Annotated in this window: 25 protein-coding genes; all 25 read left to right on the forward strand. The window is 53.5% G+C overall.

What is annotated here, in order from left to right; translation table 11 throughout:
- Positions 1-73 precede the first annotated feature (73 nt).
- The 25 genes from G6R38_RS05390 to G6R38_RS05510 all read left to right on the forward strand — a co-directional run bounded on the left by G6R38_RS05390 (position 74) and on the right by G6R38_RS05510 (position 15533).
- On the forward strand, positions 74-1411 hold the full coding sequence (locus G6R38_RS05390) for a DNA-directed RNA polymerase subunit alpha C-terminal domain-containing protein (protein WP_240928074.1): 1338 nt from the start codon (positions 74-76) through the stop codon (positions 1409-1411).
- A 185-nt stretch (positions 1412-1596) separates the two neighbouring features.
- A complete protein-coding gene (gene rpsJ / locus G6R38_RS05395) occupies positions 1597-1923 on the forward strand; it encodes a 30S ribosomal protein S10 (RefSeq protein WP_166820692.1) in 327 nt (108 codons plus the stop codon).
- A 249-nt stretch (positions 1924-2172) separates the two neighbouring features.
- Entirely contained in the window at positions 2173-2910 is a 738-nt protein-coding gene (rplC, locus tag G6R38_RS05400) for a 50S ribosomal protein L3 (protein WP_166820696.1), read from the forward strand.
- Between the two features lie 72 nt (positions 2911-2982).
- A complete protein-coding gene (gene rplD / locus G6R38_RS05405; protein ID WP_166820701.1) occupies positions 2983-3633 on the forward strand; it encodes a 50S ribosomal protein L4 in 651 nt (216 codons plus the stop codon).
- 45 nt (positions 3634-3678) lie between these two features.
- Entirely contained in the window at positions 3679-4005 is a 327-nt protein-coding gene (gene rplW, locus G6R38_RS05410; protein WP_166820704.1) for a 50S ribosomal protein L23, read from the forward strand.
- 54 nt (positions 4006-4059) lie between these two features.
- Positions 4060-4917 carry a 50S ribosomal protein L2 gene (gene rplB / locus G6R38_RS05415; RefSeq protein ID WP_166820707.1) on the forward strand — a complete coding sequence of 286 codons (858 nt, stop codon included), beginning with the start codon at positions 4060-4062 and terminating at the stop codon, positions 4915-4917.
- A gap of 64 nt (positions 4918-4981) precedes the next feature.
- On the forward strand, positions 4982-5251 hold the full coding sequence (rpsS, locus tag G6R38_RS05420; protein WP_166821152.1) for a 30S ribosomal protein S19: 270 nt from the start codon (positions 4982-4984) through the stop codon (positions 5249-5251).
- Between the two features lie 8 nt (positions 5252-5259).
- Entirely contained in the window at positions 5260-5601 is a 342-nt protein-coding gene (gene rplV / locus G6R38_RS05425) for a 50S ribosomal protein L22 (RefSeq protein WP_166820710.1), read from the forward strand.
- A gap of 52 nt (positions 5602-5653) precedes the next feature.
- On the forward strand, positions 5654-6355 hold the full coding sequence (gene rpsC / locus G6R38_RS05430) for a 30S ribosomal protein S3 (protein ID WP_166820713.1): 702 nt from the start codon (positions 5654-5656) through the stop codon (positions 6353-6355).
- The gene (gene rplP, locus G6R38_RS05435; protein WP_166820716.1) at positions 6294-6713 is read left to right on the forward strand and encodes a 50S ribosomal protein L16; all 420 of its coding nucleotides are present in this window, start codon (positions 6294-6296) and stop codon (positions 6711-6713) included. Before rpsC ends, rplP begins: the two co-directional genes overlap by 62 nt.
- Positions 6714-6784: 71 nt before the next feature.
- Positions 6785-7003: a 50S ribosomal protein L29 gene (gene rpmC / locus G6R38_RS05440; RefSeq protein WP_166820719.1), complete on the forward strand. Its 219-nt coding sequence runs from the start codon at positions 6785-6787 to the stop codon at positions 7001-7003.
- Between the two features lie 90 nt (positions 7004-7093).
- On the forward strand, positions 7094-7426 hold the full coding sequence (rpsQ, locus tag G6R38_RS05445; protein ID WP_166820722.1) for a 30S ribosomal protein S17: 333 nt from the start codon (positions 7094-7096) through the stop codon (positions 7424-7426).
- Between the two features lie 110 nt (positions 7427-7536).
- Complete coding sequence (gene rplN / locus G6R38_RS05450; RefSeq protein ID WP_166820724.1) at positions 7537-7920, forward strand: 50S ribosomal protein L14; 384 nt, start codon at positions 7537-7539, stop codon at positions 7918-7920.
- 2 nt (positions 7921-7922) lie between these two features.
- Entirely contained in the window at positions 7923-8279 is a 357-nt protein-coding gene (gene rplX, locus G6R38_RS05455) for a 50S ribosomal protein L24 (protein ID WP_166820727.1), read from the forward strand.
- Between the two features lie 87 nt (positions 8280-8366).
- Positions 8367-8909 carry a 50S ribosomal protein L5 gene (gene rplE / locus G6R38_RS05460; RefSeq protein WP_166820730.1) on the forward strand — a complete coding sequence of 181 codons (543 nt, stop codon included), beginning with the start codon at positions 8367-8369 and terminating at the stop codon, positions 8907-8909.
- A gap of 69 nt (positions 8910-8978) precedes the next feature.
- Positions 8979-9374, forward strand: coding sequence for a 30S ribosomal protein S8 (rpsH, locus tag G6R38_RS05465; RefSeq protein WP_166820733.1), 396 nt, complete (start codon positions 8979-8981; stop codon positions 9372-9374).
- 67 nt (positions 9375-9441) lie between these two features.
- The gene (rplF, locus tag G6R38_RS05470; protein WP_166820736.1) at positions 9442-9993 is read left to right on the forward strand and encodes a 50S ribosomal protein L6; all 552 of its coding nucleotides are present in this window, start codon (positions 9442-9444) and stop codon (positions 9991-9993) included.
- A 107-nt stretch (positions 9994-10100) separates the two neighbouring features.
- Positions 10101-10472, forward strand: a complete 372-nt coding sequence (gene rplR / locus G6R38_RS05475; RefSeq protein ID WP_166820740.1) for a 50S ribosomal protein L18 — start codon at positions 10101-10103, stop codon at positions 10470-10472.
- 94 nt (positions 10473-10566) lie between these two features.
- Positions 10567-11049: a 30S ribosomal protein S5 gene (rpsE, locus tag G6R38_RS05480; RefSeq protein WP_166820745.1), complete on the forward strand. Its 483-nt coding sequence runs from the start codon at positions 10567-10569 to the stop codon at positions 11047-11049.
- 99 nt (positions 11050-11148) lie between these two features.
- Positions 11149-11598, forward strand: a complete 450-nt coding sequence (gene rplO / locus G6R38_RS05485) for a 50S ribosomal protein L15 (RefSeq protein WP_166820748.1) — start codon at positions 11149-11151, stop codon at positions 11596-11598.
- Positions 11599-11777: 179 nt separating this feature from the next.
- Positions 11778-13142 (forward strand): preprotein translocase subunit SecY, encoded by a 1365-nt coding sequence (gene secY, locus G6R38_RS05490; protein WP_166820751.1) that lies wholly within the window; start codon positions 11778-11780, stop codon positions 13140-13142.
- 123 nt (positions 13143-13265) lie between these two features.
- A complete protein-coding gene (gene rpmJ / locus G6R38_RS05495; RefSeq protein WP_166820754.1) occupies positions 13266-13382 on the forward strand; it encodes a 50S ribosomal protein L36 in 117 nt (38 codons plus the stop codon).
- Between the two features lie 97 nt (positions 13383-13479).
- Positions 13480-13866, forward strand: coding sequence for a 30S ribosomal protein S13 (gene rpsM / locus G6R38_RS05500; protein WP_166820757.1), 387 nt, complete (start codon positions 13480-13482; stop codon positions 13864-13866).
- A gap of 111 nt (positions 13867-13977) precedes the next feature.
- Positions 13978-14358 carry a 30S ribosomal protein S11 gene (gene rpsK, locus G6R38_RS05505; RefSeq protein ID WP_166820760.1) on the forward strand — a complete coding sequence of 127 codons (381 nt, stop codon included), beginning with the start codon at positions 13978-13980 and terminating at the stop codon, positions 14356-14358.
- Between the two features lie 149 nt (positions 14359-14507).
- Positions 14508-15533, forward strand: a complete 1026-nt coding sequence (locus tag G6R38_RS05510) for a DNA-directed RNA polymerase subunit alpha (protein ID WP_166820763.1) — start codon at positions 14508-14510, stop codon at positions 15531-15533.
- Positions 15534-15577: the final 44 nt, after the last annotated feature.

Raw genomic sequence — 15577 nt, forward strand, 5'->3', positions numbered from 1 at the left:
TACCTAGTGGCAACGATATGGTCAATAACGACGGCCAGCGTTGACACTCCAGTTCTTGAGTTAGGACAACCCCGTGCCTGTTGCAGAGCCAATGAACATTCAGGAGCTTATCCAAGCCCCATCCGGATTTGGGCCGGCGGAGATCGACTTACTTGAACAAGCAATTGCCGGCCCGCAATCGATCGAAGTCCGCCAGCAACTCGGGTCTCTGAAAGGTGAAATCGAAGAATCGAGCTCACCAAGCGACACACTACTCGCCAAAGTCGGGATCATTTCCTACATTTTGGGAGACCACCCGGCTGCCGACCGCTACCTGTCACGGGTTGAGAGCGACAGCTTGGCTGTGTTCTACCACGCAATCGCATTGGCCGCGATGGAGCGATACCAAGAAGCCGCCGAACGCTTTGACCGTGCCGCCAGCCTCGGGCAAGATCGAATCGAATGCACGATGCGAAAGGCTGGCGTGATCCGCCAAACCGGCCGCGTCAATGAAGCCGACGACATCCTCAAGAGCGTCGCCACCGAAGCGGCCGGTCGAGCCGAGTATTCCTACCAGAAGGGGTGTGTCTTCTCGGATCGTGGCGATTCATTCGGTGCCATCGAATACTTTGAACGTGCGGTCGACATGCAACCGCACCACTCCCGTGCACTCTTCCGACTGGCTGCTGAGAACGCACTGCGGGGCAACGACGACGACGCCATCCGCCTCTACGAACAAGCTCTCTCCAAGCCACCCTATTACCTCGGAGCACTGCTCAATCTGGGCCTGCTCTACGAAGACAACGAAAACTACCCAGCCGCGGCTTACTGCTTCCGACAAATCCTCTCGGTAGACCCAAACCACGAACGTGCGCAGCTCTACCTGAAGGACATCGAAGCCACCAGCAACATGTACTACGACGAGGAGCAAGCCCGAGAGCAAGCCCGCGTCGAGCAATTGCTCAACCGCCCGGTCACCGACTTCGAACTTTCGGTCCGAGCACGCAATTGCCTGCAAAACATGAATATTTACAGCCTCGGCGATCTCACCCGGATCAACGAAGGCGAACTGCTTGCCGGTAAAAACTTCGGGGAAACCAGTCTGCACGAAATCCGTGACCTCATGAGCCAACACGGACTCATGATCGGGCAGAACATCAACAAGAAGAAAGAAACCCCACCTCCGTACGCACCGACCCAATCCGTCAACCTGTCTCCACAGGAACAAGCGGTGCTCGGCAAGCCGATCTCGGAGCTCAACCTGTCTGTCCGTGCCCGCAAGTGCATGAGCCGCCTTGGCATCACCACCATTGGCGAACTCGTCCACAAAACGCAGGACGAACTTCTCGGAACACGAAACTTCGGTGTGACAAGCCTCAACGAAGTCCGCGCAAAACTGTCCGAAATGGACCTCAAACTTCGCAACGACTAACGCAAGGTTCGGACAATTTTCGTGAAAACACCACAATTTCACAAAAGTTGGCTTCACCTCATTGACAGCAAGCAGCAACCGGATTAAAAACGTCCTTCCCCTTCGCGGGGAAGATTTTCACAGCAGATGCCACCCACAAGAAAACGGCATCCGCACAAGACAGTACTACTCGAAGGACATGACACGTGGCCGGCGGTGAGCGTATTAGAATTCGGATGGAAGCGTACGATCACTCCGTGCTGGACACGTCCGCATCTGACATTGTCGACACGGCAAAGCGTACAGGTGCGATCGTTCATGGACCGATCCCATTGCCCACTCGAATCGAGCGATACACGGTCCTTCGTGGGCCGCACATTGACAAGAAATCGCGTGAGCAATTTGAAATTCGGACGCACAAGCGCCTGATCGATATCATGCAGCCCACCGGCAAAACCATCGACGCTCTCAATAAGCTGTCGTTGCCGGCTGGTGTGGATATCAAGATTAAAGCGACAACTGGCGGCAGCTAATGCCGCCATTAAGGTGAAGCCCTTCAGTAACTGAAAGCGGCCAACCGAAAGATAATCGAGACCAGTTCGCATGGCGGGCATGTGTCGATTGCTAAACATAACCAGCAGCACGTAAGTGCTGTGTGGTTTCGAGCCAGAGTAGAAGGCCAGTGGGCCTAGTTCACTCTGGGTAATATTTCTAAGCAGACTCGCTCCGCTCTCGCTCCAAGCAACGCGAGATTGAGCGTCCTCATTGGGAAGGTAAGTGCGATGCCGGTAGGGCTCCTGGGCCGCAAGGTTGGCAACACACAAGTCTACAATGAATCCGGCGAAATCGTTCCGGTAACCGTGATCGAAGCCGGTCCGTGTGTGGTCCTTCAGATTCGCACCCAAGACAAAGATGGTTACGAAGCTGTTCAAATCGGCTTTGATGACGCACCGCTCAAAAAGAAAGGCGACCAAGTTGTCTCGCCTTCTCGGGCGGCACGTGGTCATGTTCGATCTGACGTCAAAAGCAAGCGTCAAGAGCGTCGGCAGCAAGCTGGCGTTGAAGCTGCGGCCAAAGCTGAGACGGAAGTGAAGCGGTTTGTCCGAGAGTTCCGGACTGATGGTGAAGACCACAGCTTGGAAGTCGGCCAAACCCTGACAGCGGACTTCTTGGCAGACCTTAAGCGAGTGGACGTCATCGGTACCTCGAAAGGTCGCGGGACGGCCGGGGTCATGAAGCGTCACAACTTCAGCGGCCAACGAGCAACGCACGGTGTCAAACGAGTCCACCGCCACGGTGGTTCGATTGGTATGAGTGCTGACCCATCTCGTGTTCTCAAGGGAACTCGAATGGCTGGGCGATATGGCAACGCACGGGTCACTGTGAGAAACCTGCAAGTTGTCAAAGTTGATGCCGAAAACAACATGATTCTCGTTAAAGGGGCAGTACCTGGCCCGAAAGGCGGATATGTTGTTGTCCGTCACACTTCGAAACTGAAGCGACCGAAGAAGCCTGTCTAAGAAGGCTTTTTAGCCAGGCGGATATTGGTTCGGTTTTAGTTAGATATTGAAACATCAAATTGGAATTGTGGCATGATCTCTCTGCCCATCGTCGACATGAATGGCTCAAACGTCGGAACTTACGAGTTCGACGAAGCCGATCTCGCCGATTCGATTAGCAAACAGCTCCTTCACGACGCGGTGGTCATGTACCAACGAAATCGTCGTCAAGGAACCGTCCAGACAAAATCTCGCGGCATGGTGAAGGGGAGCACAAAAAAGCTCTTTCGCCAAAAGGGAACTGGCCGCGCACGTGCTGGTAACAAACGAACGCCGATTCGACGCGGTGGTGGTCACGCCTTCGGCAAGAAGCCAATTGATTATTACTACCGTCTCCCACGGAAAGCTCTGCAAAAGGCCACCCGAATGGCCTTGCTGAGCAAGTTTCAGGATGACGAAGCGGTTGTTTTGAGCGAACTGACATTGACAGAAGTCAAGACCAAGCCAGTGGCTTCGCTGCTCAAGACGCTTGGGTTGGCAACGGACTCCACGCTGCTGGTTGTTCCTGAGTACAACAAGACGGCATACTTGTCGGCTCGCAACATCGAGAACCTACAAATCCTGCCGGCATCTGACTTGAATGCATATGCATTGTTGCGACAAAAACGATTGTTGATCACAAAAGACGCGATCGACAACTTCCGCAACAACACGCAAGCGAAACAAACCGCAGCAGCCAACTAAATCGAGCGACCAATTCGATTCAGAAAATCGACGAGGCAATAGAACATGTCGACGGAACAAAACGAAACCGAAGAGGCAACGCAAGGATTGGCTCTCGAGCCATACCAAGTCGTGCTGCGTCCACTCGTGACGGAGAAGGGGACTCATATCTCCGAGCGGTACAACGCTTACACGTTCGCAGTGAATCCGTTGGCAACCAAGACTGATATCAAAAAGGCAGTCCAAGAATTGTGGGATGTGCGAGTCGTCAAGATCCGCACGCAAAACCGCAAAGGAAAGCCACGACGGCATAAAATCAGCAAGGGTCGAACAAAAGATTGGAAGAAGGCGATTGTCGAGCTTCACGAAGACGACCGCATCTCGTTCTTCTAAGAAGAGACGCCAGCCAAGCCATCTTTGAAACTTGCCGGTTGACAGGGAATAATCATGGGAATTCGAGTTTACAAACCGACCAGTGCCGGCCGACGGAATGCGTCGGTCAGTGATTTCGCAGAGATTACCGATCGCAAAAAGCGACCGGAGAAATCGCTGACGGTCCGCTACAAGAAAAAGGGCGGACGAAACAACCAAGGCAAAATTACAGCTCGTCACCGTGGTGGCGGACATAAGCGGCAATACCGAATCATCGATTTTCGTCGACAGAAAGACGGCATTCCAGCCAAAGTCGCGTTCATCGAATACGATCCGTGTCGCTCCGCTCGTATTGCCTTGCTGCACTACGTCGACGGCGAAAAACGATACATCCTGGCTCCAAAGGGGCTGGAAGTCGGCACGATGATTGTCAGTGGCGAGAAAGTTGAGCCGAACCTCGGCAACTGCATGCCATTGGAATCCATCCCGCCGGGAACCACGATTCACAACATTGAGATGCAACCGGGCAAAGGCGGTCAACTCTGCCGAGCAGCCGGAACATCCGCGGTCATCAACGCCCGTGAAGGCAAGTGGGCTCAGATCACATTGCCTTCCGGTGAAGTTCGTCGACTGCCGGCCAAATGCCGAGCGACGATCGGTGAGATCGGTAACTCCGAACATTCCAGTATTCGTCTCGGTAAAGCGGGACGGAAACGATGGTTGGGTCGACGTCCGCATGTTCGCGGGACGGCGATGAACCCTGTCGCTCACCCGATGGGTGGTGGTGAGGGTCGAAACTCGGGCGGTCGCCATCCATGTAGCCCGACCGGGAAGTTGGCCAAAGGTGGTCAAACCCGGAAACGCCGCAAAGCTTCGTCGAAGGCTATTATCCGGCGGCGTAAGTCGCGTCGGTATGGTGTGCTGAAGACGTAGTTGCAAGCTGATTGAGTTTAAGCGAATCACATTCTGAAACTGGGTGGAACAAGAGGATGACTGGATGAGCCGTTCGCAGAAAAAAGGCCCTTATGTTGATGACAAACTGCTCGAGAAAGTCGAGCGGATGAATGAAGGTGGAAAGAAGGACGCCATCAAAACATGGTCGCGCTCCTGCACCATCGTTCCAGACTTCATCGGCCACAATTTCATGGTTCATAACGGTCGTGCCTTCATCAACGTCTATGTGACGGAAGAAATGATCGGGCACAAACTCGGTGAATTTGCTCCCACTCGCACGTTCCGTGGACACGGGGCGAAAGGGAAAAGGTAAGAGTCGACATGGCGGAATTTCGAGCAACACATCGACACGCCCGGATCTCGGCAACCAAGGTGCGACCGTTCGCGGATATGATCCGCGGGAAGTCAGCCGAGGAAGCGATCAACGTCCTTCATTATATCCCGAACCGCGGAGCGCGGTTTCTGGAGAAGGTCCTGAAAAGTGCCGTGGCCAACGCCGAGCAAAAAAGCACTCGCGGCTTTTCCTCACTAGTTGTGAGCGAATGCCGCGTAGACGGCGGGCCAATGTACAAACGGATTCGACCACGAGCACGCGGTATGGCTTACCTCGAACGACATCGGTTCAGCCATATCCACGTCACTGTGGAAGTACCGGGCAGCTAATCAACGATACAAACGCAACTTTGGCGAGACGACTTTCCGACAAGGACATCCCATGGGACAAAAAGTTCGCCCGACAGGATTTCGAATCGGTATCACCGAACCTCATCGCAGCCGGTGGTATGCTTCGAAGAAAGAGTTCGGCGGCTTACTGATCGAAGACTTTAAGATCCGTAAGTTCATCAAAGAGAAATATCAGTTCGCCGGGATTCCGAAGATCGAAATCGAGCGGACTCGCGACCAAGTGGTCGTTCACCTCTTCACCGCTCGTCCCGGTATCATCATCGGGCGAAAAGGCCAAGAGGTCGATCGGTTGAAAGCGGAATTGGAAGACCTCACCGGTCGCCGCATGGAACTGAAGATCAACGAAATCAACAACCCCAGCAAAAGTGCTGTGCTTGTTGCCGAAGACATTGCTCAACAGTTGCAAAAACGAGGGAGCTTTCGTCGCACACTCAAGCGGTCGCTTGATCAGGTGATGGAGTCCGGCGTGCATGGAATCAAAGTGGAATTGGCCGGTCGACTCGGCGGGGCGGAAATGTCCCGAACCGAGAAAGCCAGCCGCGGATCGATCCCGTTGTCGACGCTGCAACGACATATCGATTACGGTTTTTGTGCTGCGAGAACAGCTCAAGGCATTATCGGCGTAAAAGTTTGGATCGATCTCGGCGACTACGCAGACGAGGAGAATACCGATGGCACTAATGCCCAAACGAGTCAAGCACCGCAAGGTTCAAAGAGGTCGCATAAAAGGTAACGCGACCCGTGGAAACACGGTGGCCTACGGTGAATGGGGCTTGCAGTCACTTGAAGCCGGCCACATCGCAGCGAACACGATTGAAGCTTGTCGTATTGCGGCAACTCAATATGTTCGTGGCGAAGGAAAACTTTACATCCGCATCTTCCCGGATAAGCCTGTAACGGCTCGACCACTGGAAACGCGGATGGGTAAAGGGAAGGGTGAGCCGGATCACTGGGTCGCGGTCATCAAGCCTGGAACAATCTTGTTCGAACTGACTGGCGTTGGCCACGATGCTGCACGAGATTGTTTTGCCCGAGTTGCCTACAAGTTGCCCTTGAAAGTGCGACTGGTTGCCCGTCAGCAGACGGTCTAGGTAACACAGAAATTACAACGACACAAGATGGAATTGTTCGGTCAATCCAACGAGAACAAAGAGCGTAATCAATGAGTACGGCAGCCGAGTTGCGAGACATGAGTGATGAACAGTTGGAGTTCGCGCTCAAAGAAACTCGCGAAGAACTTTTTCATCTTCGGTTCCAGAGTGCCACCGAACGGTTGGATGCTCCAAGCCAGATGAAACGATTACGTCGTGAGATTGCTCGAATTCTTACGATTCAAAACGAACGCAAGCTCGCCGGTGCGACCGCTAGCGAAGAAAGCTAGTCGTCCATCGGTGAAGTGGTGATGAATCACTTTCAAATTCACCAATCGTGACCAAGTCCTGAGTTAGATAGACAGTCGGAATACCAGACGATGAAAAAGAAACTTCAAGGCACAGTTCGAAGCGCGAAGAACGAGAAAACGCTTCGTGTTGATGTCGCACGACTTTATCGTCACAAGAAGTACGGCAAGATCGTCAGCGCCCGCACGGTCTGTTATGCCCACGATGAGAATCAGGAAGCTCAGGAAGGCGACGTCGTCGAAATTATCGAATCTCGCCCTCGTTCCAAGACCAAACGTTGGGAGCTTGTTTCGGTCATTCGACGTGGCGGAGTCTTGGTTGATCCAGGTGCCGTCGCGGCCCCCGGCGAACGCGAAGAAGCGTCAGCCGAATCCGCCGAGCAACCCGCTTCCGAAGAAACATGATCTGACTTTGGTCAGTTCGAAGAGTGATTCATCAGAGACTAGATTTTATATTGTTCCTACCGTAACCAGGCCGACGAACGCGTCTTGCTTGAGTTCACACAGGTCATCCCATGATCCAGATGCAAACAGAGTTGGACGTCGCTGATAACACCGGCGCCAAAGTTGCCAAATGTATCAAGGTGCTCGGCGGTTCCCGCAAGCGTTTTGCCGGCCTCGGCGATGTCGTTGTCGTCAGTATCGTGAAAGCCTTGCCCGGCAGCCCGTTCACTGACAAACGCAACAAGGCCCAACGTGTTACACGGGGCGTGATCGTCCGCACGAAGAAAGCGACCCGCCGTGATGACGGCAGCTATGTCAAGTTCGATCGTAACGCGATCGTCTTGGTCGATGCTGACGGAAACCCACGTGGAACCCGGATTTTCGGTGCCGTCGCTCGTGAACTGCGAGACCGAAAATTCATGAAAATCATCAGCCAAGCCAGAGAGGTCGTCTGACCGTGAAAATTCAACGTGGTGATTCAGTCATTGTTATCGCGGGTGATTCGGCTTCCAGCACTCCCCGTAGCGTCGTGCAAGTTCTCGACGGTGGGAAGCGATTGGTTGTGGAAGGAATCAACCGTGCTGTCAAGCACGTCAAGCGTGGCCATCCCAAGAGCCCGCAAGGCGGACAGCTCCAAATTGAGCGACCGATCGAAGCATCCAACGTGATGCTGTACTGCCAATCCTGTAGCCAAGCCACGCGAGTTGGTCTTCGTTACACGGAAGACGGCAGCAAAGAGCGGTTCTGCAAGAAATGCGACGCCTCCGCTGGCACGATTAGCCCGCCTCGAGCGCGGTACGCCAAGAAATCCTAACGGAAGCAGCGTAGCTGGCCTCCGTTGAAATTGAGTTTGAAGATTTTATCCTGAGTGGTTTGGTCCGAAAGAAATTTGAGTCACGCCATGTCTCAACTGCTGCAAGAATATCGTGAGCGGATCGTCCCCGCGTTGCAGAAAAAACTGAATATCACCAACGTGCATGCGGTCCCGGCGCTGAAAAAGATCGTCGTGAGCATGGGCGTCGGAAGCTCCATTCAGGATTCGAAACATCTCGAAGAAGCCGTCGCGAACCTGACGCAATTGAGTGGTCAAAAACCAAAGATCACTCAAGCTCGCAAGTCAGTCGCTCAGTTCCGGTTGCGTGAAGGCATGCAAATCGGTGCGATGGTGACCTTGCGTCGCGGACGGATGTATGAGTTCGCCGAACGATTGATTCGTCTGGCGTTGCCGCGAGTGCGGGACTTCCGTGGGCTCAACCCGAAGGCGTTCGATGGCAATGGCAACTACAGCCTCGGACTGAACGAACAACTGGTATTTCCCGAAATCAACGCCGACGCCGTCCAACACGTGCAAGGCATGAACATTACTTTTGTCACTTCTGCGAAGACCAACGAGGAAGGGCGTGAACTCCTTCGTGAACTCGGCCTGCCGCTCCGAGAGCAGTAACGGAATGCACGAGTCACAGACCACCGCGGACCGCAGGCCGCTCTCGATTCGACAAGGACTCTAACCGCCATGATGACCGACCCCATTGCTGACATGCTCACTCGAATTCGCAACGCGATCGCCATCGAGCGACCGCTTGTGGACATCCCAGCGTCGAAGCAGAAAGCCGCCATCGCAGATACCCTCAAACGCGAAGGGTACATCTGGGATTACGAGATTATCGAACAATATCCGCAGAACGTGCTTCGTATTACTTTGAAATACGGACCGAACGGGGAACTGGTGATCCAGCATCTCGAACGGACCAGTAAGCCCGGGCGGCGGGTTTACACCAAAGTGACCGATATGCCGGAAATCCTCCAGGGACTAGGGATTTGCATCCTTTCAACCCCGAAAGGCATCCTGAGCAACCGCGAAGCGAAAAAAGAGCACGTCGGCGGCGAAGTGCTTTGCACACTCTGGTAGTACATTCGACTCCGTATCCGAGTCGTCAAGTTGAAACACGTTTTTGGTAGCCAACGGAATCCGAGCCATGTCTCGAATCGGTAAAAAACCTATCCCAGTGCCAGATGGTGTCGACATCACCGTGCAAAACGGAACCGTCAACATCAAAGGCAAACAAGGCGATTTGTCACTGAATCCTCATCCGAATATGGATGTGGACTGGGACTCGGACGCTCGGGAACTGAAAGTCACCCGGCCGAACGACCAACGCGAGAACCGGGCCTTGCACGGTCTGACTCGCAGTCTCTTGAACAATATGGTTCAAGGGGTTCAGAATCCTTTCGAGAAGCGTTTGGAGATCCAAGGCGTTGGTTACAACGCTGTGCTCTCCGATGGCGTTTTGAACCTGTCCGTTGGGTTCGCCAACACCGTGCAACTTCGCGTGCCGGATGGTGTGATCTGCGAACTTCCAGACAACACCCATATTGTGATTCGCAGTGCGGACAAACAGGCCTGTGGTCAGTTTGCCGCCGTAATTCGCAAAGTCCGACCGCCGGAACCTTACAAAGGCAAAGGCATCCGCTACCAAGGCGAGCACGTGAAACGAAAAGCCGGGAAGGCGTTCGCAGGCGGGAAGTAACACTTGGGCGGAGATCGCTCAAGACATTGAACGTGCACAATTTCAGTCACGATCTCGTTGGGATCTGACATTTTAATCATCCGAGAGCATCATCGGAGGTAAACACGGTGAAGGCTCAGCAAAAATTTGCCAAGGCCAAGCAACGACGAACCTTTCGGGTTCGCAATGCGATTCGTCGCTCAGCAGTGGGTCGCCCACGGTTGTCGATTTTCCGCAGCAACAATCACATGTACGCCCAGATCATTGACGATGTGGAAGGCAAGACCTTAGTCTCTGCTAGCACGATCGAAAAAGACCTGTACGGCGCGGGAAAGCACGCGGGTAATAAAGAAGCCGCCGCAAAGGTTGGCCAATCGATCGCCCAGCGAGCTATTGAAAAAGGTATCAAAGAGGTCGTCTTCGACCGTGGTCCTTATCGGTATCACGGACGAGTCGCCGCACTTGCAGATGCTGCCCGCGAAGCCGGTCTGCAATTCTAGAACTACAGTCAAAGACCATCGACTGACAAATACGCACATCGAAGGCAACCGACCGACAAACCCGTACAGACCGGGTTGAATTGGAGATCAAGACGTGGCGCAAGAGAATCGTAACGAAAGTTCGGAAGAAAAGGTTGTCCAGATCCGCCGATGTTCGTGCGTCGTCAAAGGGGGACGTCGATTCAGCTTCACAGCGTTGGTCGTCCTAGGTGACGGCAAAGGACGTGTGGGCTGGGGATATGGCAAAGCCGTTGAAGTCCCTTTGGCGGTTGAGAAGGCCACCAAGGCCGCTAACAAAAACATGAAAGAAGTCACCGTTGTCGACACAACGATTCCGCACCAGGTGGTCGGTGAATACCGGTCTTCCAAAGTGCTGTTGTTGCCAGCTCGACCTGGTACCGGGATCATCGCGGGTAACACCGTGCGAGCGGTCGTGGAATCCGTCGGGATTACCAACATCCTGACGAAGAGCCTCGGCTCAACCAACCCGATGAACTTGGTCAAAGCGGTCTTTAACGCATTAGAAAAACTGCGAACCCGTGAGGACGTGGCTCGCTTGCGAGGAGTGGAAGTCTAGACCGTTTCACGGTCTTTCGTGTCCGCGATTGACAAGATACACTTTGTTTTCGTGTCTCCGCGAGACAGAACCCACTACAGCGAAAGGTGATCGACACAAATGATTCTCAACGACGTCCATCAGGGAATTCACAAGCATAAAAAGCGTAAGCGAATCGGGCGGGGAACCGGTTCGGGACACGGCAAAACATCTGGTCGTGGCCATAAAGGTTACTTCAGCCGTTCCGGTTCCAAACGACGGACTGGTTTCGAAGGTGGTCAGATGCCGTTGATGCGTCGAATCGCCAAAAGCGGTTTCAGCAACGCACGGTTCACCACAGAGGTCGCGATCGTCAACATCTCGCAGCTTGAAAAAGCTTTCGAGGCCGGAGACACCGTCAGCCCAGAGACGCTAAAAGAAAAAGGCGTTCTCCGGGGGCGGTACAGCGTCCTCAAAGTTTTGGGCAAAGGTGAACTTTCCAAGAAGTTGACCGTCCAAGCACATCGATTTTCAAAATCGGCCGAAGAGCAAATTCAATCAGCCGGCGGAACCGTCGAGAAATTGAGCTAACGGATATTGGGCAATTCAAGATCGTTCAATTGTGGAATTTTTGCCTGTCCGTTACAGTTTCCGCGAAAGGGAGTTCGCAGCGGTGCGAACAACTGAGAAACCGACTGATTCCGCTCTAGGCGAACCAAGCCGGTCGCGCACGATGAGCGACCGCATCGCACGCCGCAAGGACCTCGGCCATGTTGGATAGACTGATCACTATCTTCAAGATCCCCGAACTTCGGCAGAAGATTCTGTTGACGTTGGGATTGTTGGCGATTTACCGCATGGGATTCAATATTCCCTTGCCGTTCATCGACCAGCAAGAGCTTGTGGATCGAATGCGCGATATGTCCGAAGGCGGCGAAGGCGGTCTCGGGCAAGTCATGCAAATTGTGGCATTGTTCTCAGCTTCGAATATCGGCAACAGCACGATTTTCGGCCTGGGTATCATGCCCTATATTTCGGCGTCGATTATCTTCCAGTTGCTCGGCAGCGTCTACCCGCCGCTTGAGCAGCTTCAAAAGGAAGGTGAATCCGGACGCCGCAAAATCAATGAATATACACGTCTTGCGACCGTCGTGATCTGTATCTTCCAGAGTTGGTTCTGGTTGCAGCAGCTTCGAGGTGGTTTTGGGTCCGGCGGTGGATTGATCATGGCGGGTTTCGACACGCCGTTCTTCCTCATCGCGGGCACGATCACGATGACGGTGGGTACGATCTTCTTGATGTGGATCGGCGAGCAAATTGATGCATTTGGGATCGGCAACGGAATTAGTTTGCTGATCATGGCAGGGATTCTCGCCCGGATGCCCTCGGCGGCCGGTGCAATGATTGGTCCTGCGTACGAGAAGGGGAGTTTGGCACTTGGTAGCGATACGGGAATCGAGCGATTCCTGCTACTTGGCGGGCTCTTCGTGTTCGTTGTTGTTTGGGTCGTTGCGATCACCAAAGGTGAACGGCGAATCCCAATTCAATCCGCGAAGCACGTTCGTGGCCGTCGGGTCATGGGTGGACAACGTCAACACCTTCCGTTGCGAGTGAACCAAGCCGGCGTGATGCCGATCATCTTCGCATCAAGCTTGTTGATGTTTCCTTGGATTGTGTTTCGGCAACTCTCAAGTTACTTCCCGCAGAGCACGTTTCTGCAACTGGCATCTTCGGTCTTCGGCGATCGTGGATACCTCTACAACATGTTTTACATCTCCTTGATTTACTTCTTCTGTTACTTCTGGACGGCTATTACTTTCAACCCGAAAGATATGGCGAACAACCTGAAGGATTACGGAAGTTTCATCCCGGGATACCGCCCGGGTGCACGGACGGCGGCTTATTTGGAACAGGTGATGGTCCGCATCACTTTTGTCGGAGCAGCGTTCCTCTCGATTGTTGCCATCATCCCGACGGTTGTCGCGACCTCGCTGGGAATTCCCTTCCTGATCGCGAGCTTCTACGGTGGAACTGGCTTGCTGATTGTGGTTTCGGTTTGTCTTGACTTGGTTCAGAAGATCGACAGCCACCTGACGATGCGGAACTATCCCGGTCTGCTGGATACAGAAAACTAGAAAGTTGGAGGCGACTCGGCAATTGTTGTACCGAACAGTTGCCGAATGGCGTCCTGACTGCTTATAATCTCCGATTCTACTTTGGCGGCCAAAATTGGTCGACGTTTTTTCATTGGTGAAGTCATGAAAGTCCGTGCAAGCGTTAAGCGTATCTGTGAAGGTTGTAAGATCGTTCGCCGCAAAGGCCGGATCTACGTGATTTGCAATAACAACGCACGTCACAAGCAACGTCAGGGCTAGGTCCTAACCCCACTTCGTTGTGTGACGGATTTCCCAAGTTTTCAAAGCTTTGTCTGATCGATGGTCCGCGTGAGCGGATTTGAGGAGTGTGTTACGTATGCCACGTTTGCAAGGTGTCGACATCCCCAACTCCAAGCCAACGTATATCGCGTTGACTTACCTGCATGGAATCGGGGACCGGACGGCGTTGGACCTCTGCCATAACTTGCAGTTGGATCCGCGAAAACGTGCCAAAGACCTGACAGATGATGAATTGGCACACATCAACAACTACCTCGACAAAGAGTTGACCATCGAAGGTGCTCTTCGCCGGGTGACTCGCCAAAACATCGCTCGTCTGCGTGACATCGGCTGTTATCGTGGCTTGCGACACCGACGAGGCTTGCCGGTGCGAGGCCAAAAAACACAGACCAATGCCCGGACTCGGAAGGGAAGCAAGAAGACCGTGGCTGGGAAGAAGGGTGTCAAGGACATGCGGCACTAAGCCTGACATGTTGTTGAGCACTCCTGGAACTGCATTATTCAGACATCGGTTTTCTTCAGTCTTCACGTTTGAATTCGAAGACCTCTCAGATATCTCTAGGAATTGACCGCTGTGGCGAAAGTAAAGAAAAAACGAGTACGGCGTAATGTGACGAAGGCAATCGCCCATATCAAAGCGACCTTCAATAACACGACGGTCACCATCACGGACGCAAATGGCGACGTGCTGACCTGGGCAACCGCTGGCACGGTTGGATTCAAGGGAAGCCGAAAAAGCACGCCCTTCGCCGCGCAACGTGCGGCGGAAACCTGTGCTGAGCGAGCTGTCAAGTTCGGTGTGCGGGAGATGGAAGTCCGCGTTAAGGGCCCAGGCTCTGGACGGGAAAGTGCAATCACCGGGTTGCAAATCCACGGCATCACGATCCGCTCAATCGAAGATGTCACTCCGTTGCCACACAATGGTTGTCGCCCTCCGAAGAAACGACGAGTGTGATCTCCTGAAGAATGCCCACATGGACGGCAGTTGGTAAGATGGTTTTCGGAAAACAATCACGCATTTTGCCAGCCAATTCTTATCTCTCGCTGACTGCTACCGCACACGAGAGTCCGCCGAAAACAACTGCTTGAGACGACGAGGGTTCTATGCGTATTCGTTGGCGTGGTTTGGAATTGCCCAGCCGGGTTGTTCCCGATCAGGACGTTTCGACAGATACTTACGGACGATTTACCGCTGAGCCATTTGAGCGTGGATTCGGTGACACGATCGGCAACAGTTTGCGTCGGATCCTGCTTTCCAGTCTGGAAGGTAGTGCGGTCACGCGTGTGAAGATTCAAGGCATTCAACACGAATTCACCACTATCCCAGGTGTGGTCGAAGACGTGACGGACATTTGCCTCAACTTGAAAAGCTTGATCGTCAAGAATCACTCGGCGGCCACAAAGACACTGCGAATTGAAAAGCACGAGCGAGGCGTGGTCACCGGTGCGGACGTCATTACCGACGACCAGGTCGAGGTGATCAACAAAGACTTGGTCATCGCTACGATGACGGATGATGTTCCATTTCACGTTGAATTGACGATCGCGAATGGTCGTGGTTACGTGCAAGCTTCGGAACACTTCGAGAAGGATCCGGAAGTGGGTGTGATCCCACTCGATGCGATTTTCTCACCGGTCACCCGCGTGCGATACGCCAAGGAAGACACTCGTGTTGGTCAACGAACCAACTACGACAAGTTAACCTTGGAAATTTGGACAGACGGAACGGTCACGCCGGAGATGGCGTTGGTGGAAGCGGCCAAGATTTTGCGGAAGCACCTCAACCCGTTCGTCACCTACAAAGAGCCAGGACCGGAAATGCCACCGGAAGCTGGGCTCAAAAATATGTCAACGGAAATCGGTTACACGCCGATCGACTTGGAGTTGGAAGAGAAGCTCGGCCAAAGCCTGGCGGAGTTGAACCTCTCGGTGCGGGCGACGAACTGCCTGGAATCGGAAGGCATCAACACGGTCCGCGATTTGGTCAGTCGAACAGAAGATCAGTTGCTGACCGTCCGAAACTTCGGCGAAACAACGCTCTTGGAAGTCCAGGAACGATTGAGTGCCCTGAATCTTCGGTTGGGCATGAAGCCGCCACAGACCGAGCCCGGTGCGACTTCCGGTTCCTAAGTCGTTTCATTTTGCAGATTGACCCAAACACTTTACAAGTCGGC

The sequence above is a fragment of the Thalassoroseus pseudoceratinae genome, assembly GCF_011634775.1.
GTDB classification, from domain to species: domain Bacteria; phylum Planctomycetota; class Planctomycetia; order Planctomycetales; family Planctomycetaceae; genus Thalassoroseus; species Thalassoroseus pseudoceratinae.

Coding starts and splice junctions, on each gene's coding strand:
- rplC (WP_166820696.1), top strand. CDS start 2,173: ATGCCGGTAGGGCTCCTGGGCCGCAAGGTTGGCAACACACAAGTCTAC.
- rplD (WP_166820701.1), top strand. CDS start 2,983: ATGATCTCTCTGCCCATCGTCGACATGAATGGCTCAAACGTCGGAACT.
- rplW (WP_166820704.1), top strand. CDS start 3,679: ATGTCGACGGAACAAAACGAAACCGAAGAGGCAACGCAAGGATTGGCT.
- rplB (WP_166820707.1), top strand. CDS start 4,060: ATGGGAATTCGAGTTTACAAACCGACCAGTGCCGGCCGACGGAATGCG.
- rpsS (WP_166821152.1), top strand. CDS start 4,982: ATGAGCCGTTCGCAGAAAAAAGGCCCTTATGTTGATGACAAACTGCTC.
- rplV (WP_166820710.1), top strand. CDS start 5,260: ATGGCGGAATTTCGAGCAACACATCGACACGCCCGGATCTCGGCAACC.
- rpsC (WP_166820713.1), top strand. CDS start 5,654: ATGGGACAAAAAGTTCGCCCGACAGGATTTCGAATCGGTATCACCGAA.
- rplP (WP_166820716.1), top strand. CDS start 6,294: ATGGCACTAATGCCCAAACGAGTCAAGCACCGCAAGGTTCAAAGAGGT.
- rpmC (WP_166820719.1), top strand. CDS start 6,785: ATGAGTACGGCAGCCGAGTTGCGAGACATGAGTGATGAACAGTTGGAG.
- rpsQ (WP_166820722.1), top strand. CDS start 7,094: ATGAAAAAGAAACTTCAAGGCACAGTTCGAAGCGCGAAGAACGAGAAA.
- rplN (WP_166820724.1), top strand. CDS start 7,537: ATGATCCAGATGCAAACAGAGTTGGACGTCGCTGATAACACCGGCGCC.
- rplE (WP_166820730.1), top strand. CDS start 8,367: ATGTCTCAACTGCTGCAAGAATATCGTGAGCGGATCGTCCCCGCGTTG.
- rpsH (WP_166820733.1), top strand. CDS start 8,979: ATGATGACCGACCCCATTGCTGACATGCTCACTCGAATTCGCAACGCG.
- rplF (WP_166820736.1), top strand. CDS start 9,442: ATGTCTCGAATCGGTAAAAAACCTATCCCAGTGCCAGATGGTGTCGAC.
- rplO (WP_166820748.1), top strand. CDS start 11,149: ATGATTCTCAACGACGTCCATCAGGGAATTCACAAGCATAAAAAGCGT.
- secY (WP_166820751.1), top strand. CDS start 11,778: ATGTTGGATAGACTGATCACTATCTTCAAGATCCCCGAACTTCGGCAG.
- rpmJ (WP_166820754.1), top strand. CDS start 13,266: ATGAAAGTCCGTGCAAGCGTTAAGCGTATCTGTGAAGGTTGTAAGATC.
- rpsM (WP_166820757.1), top strand. CDS start 13,480: ATGCCACGTTTGCAAGGTGTCGACATCCCCAACTCCAAGCCAACGTAT.
- G6R38_RS05510 (WP_166820763.1), top strand. CDS start 14,508: ATGCGTATTCGTTGGCGTGGTTTGGAATTGCCCAGCCGGGTTGTTCCC.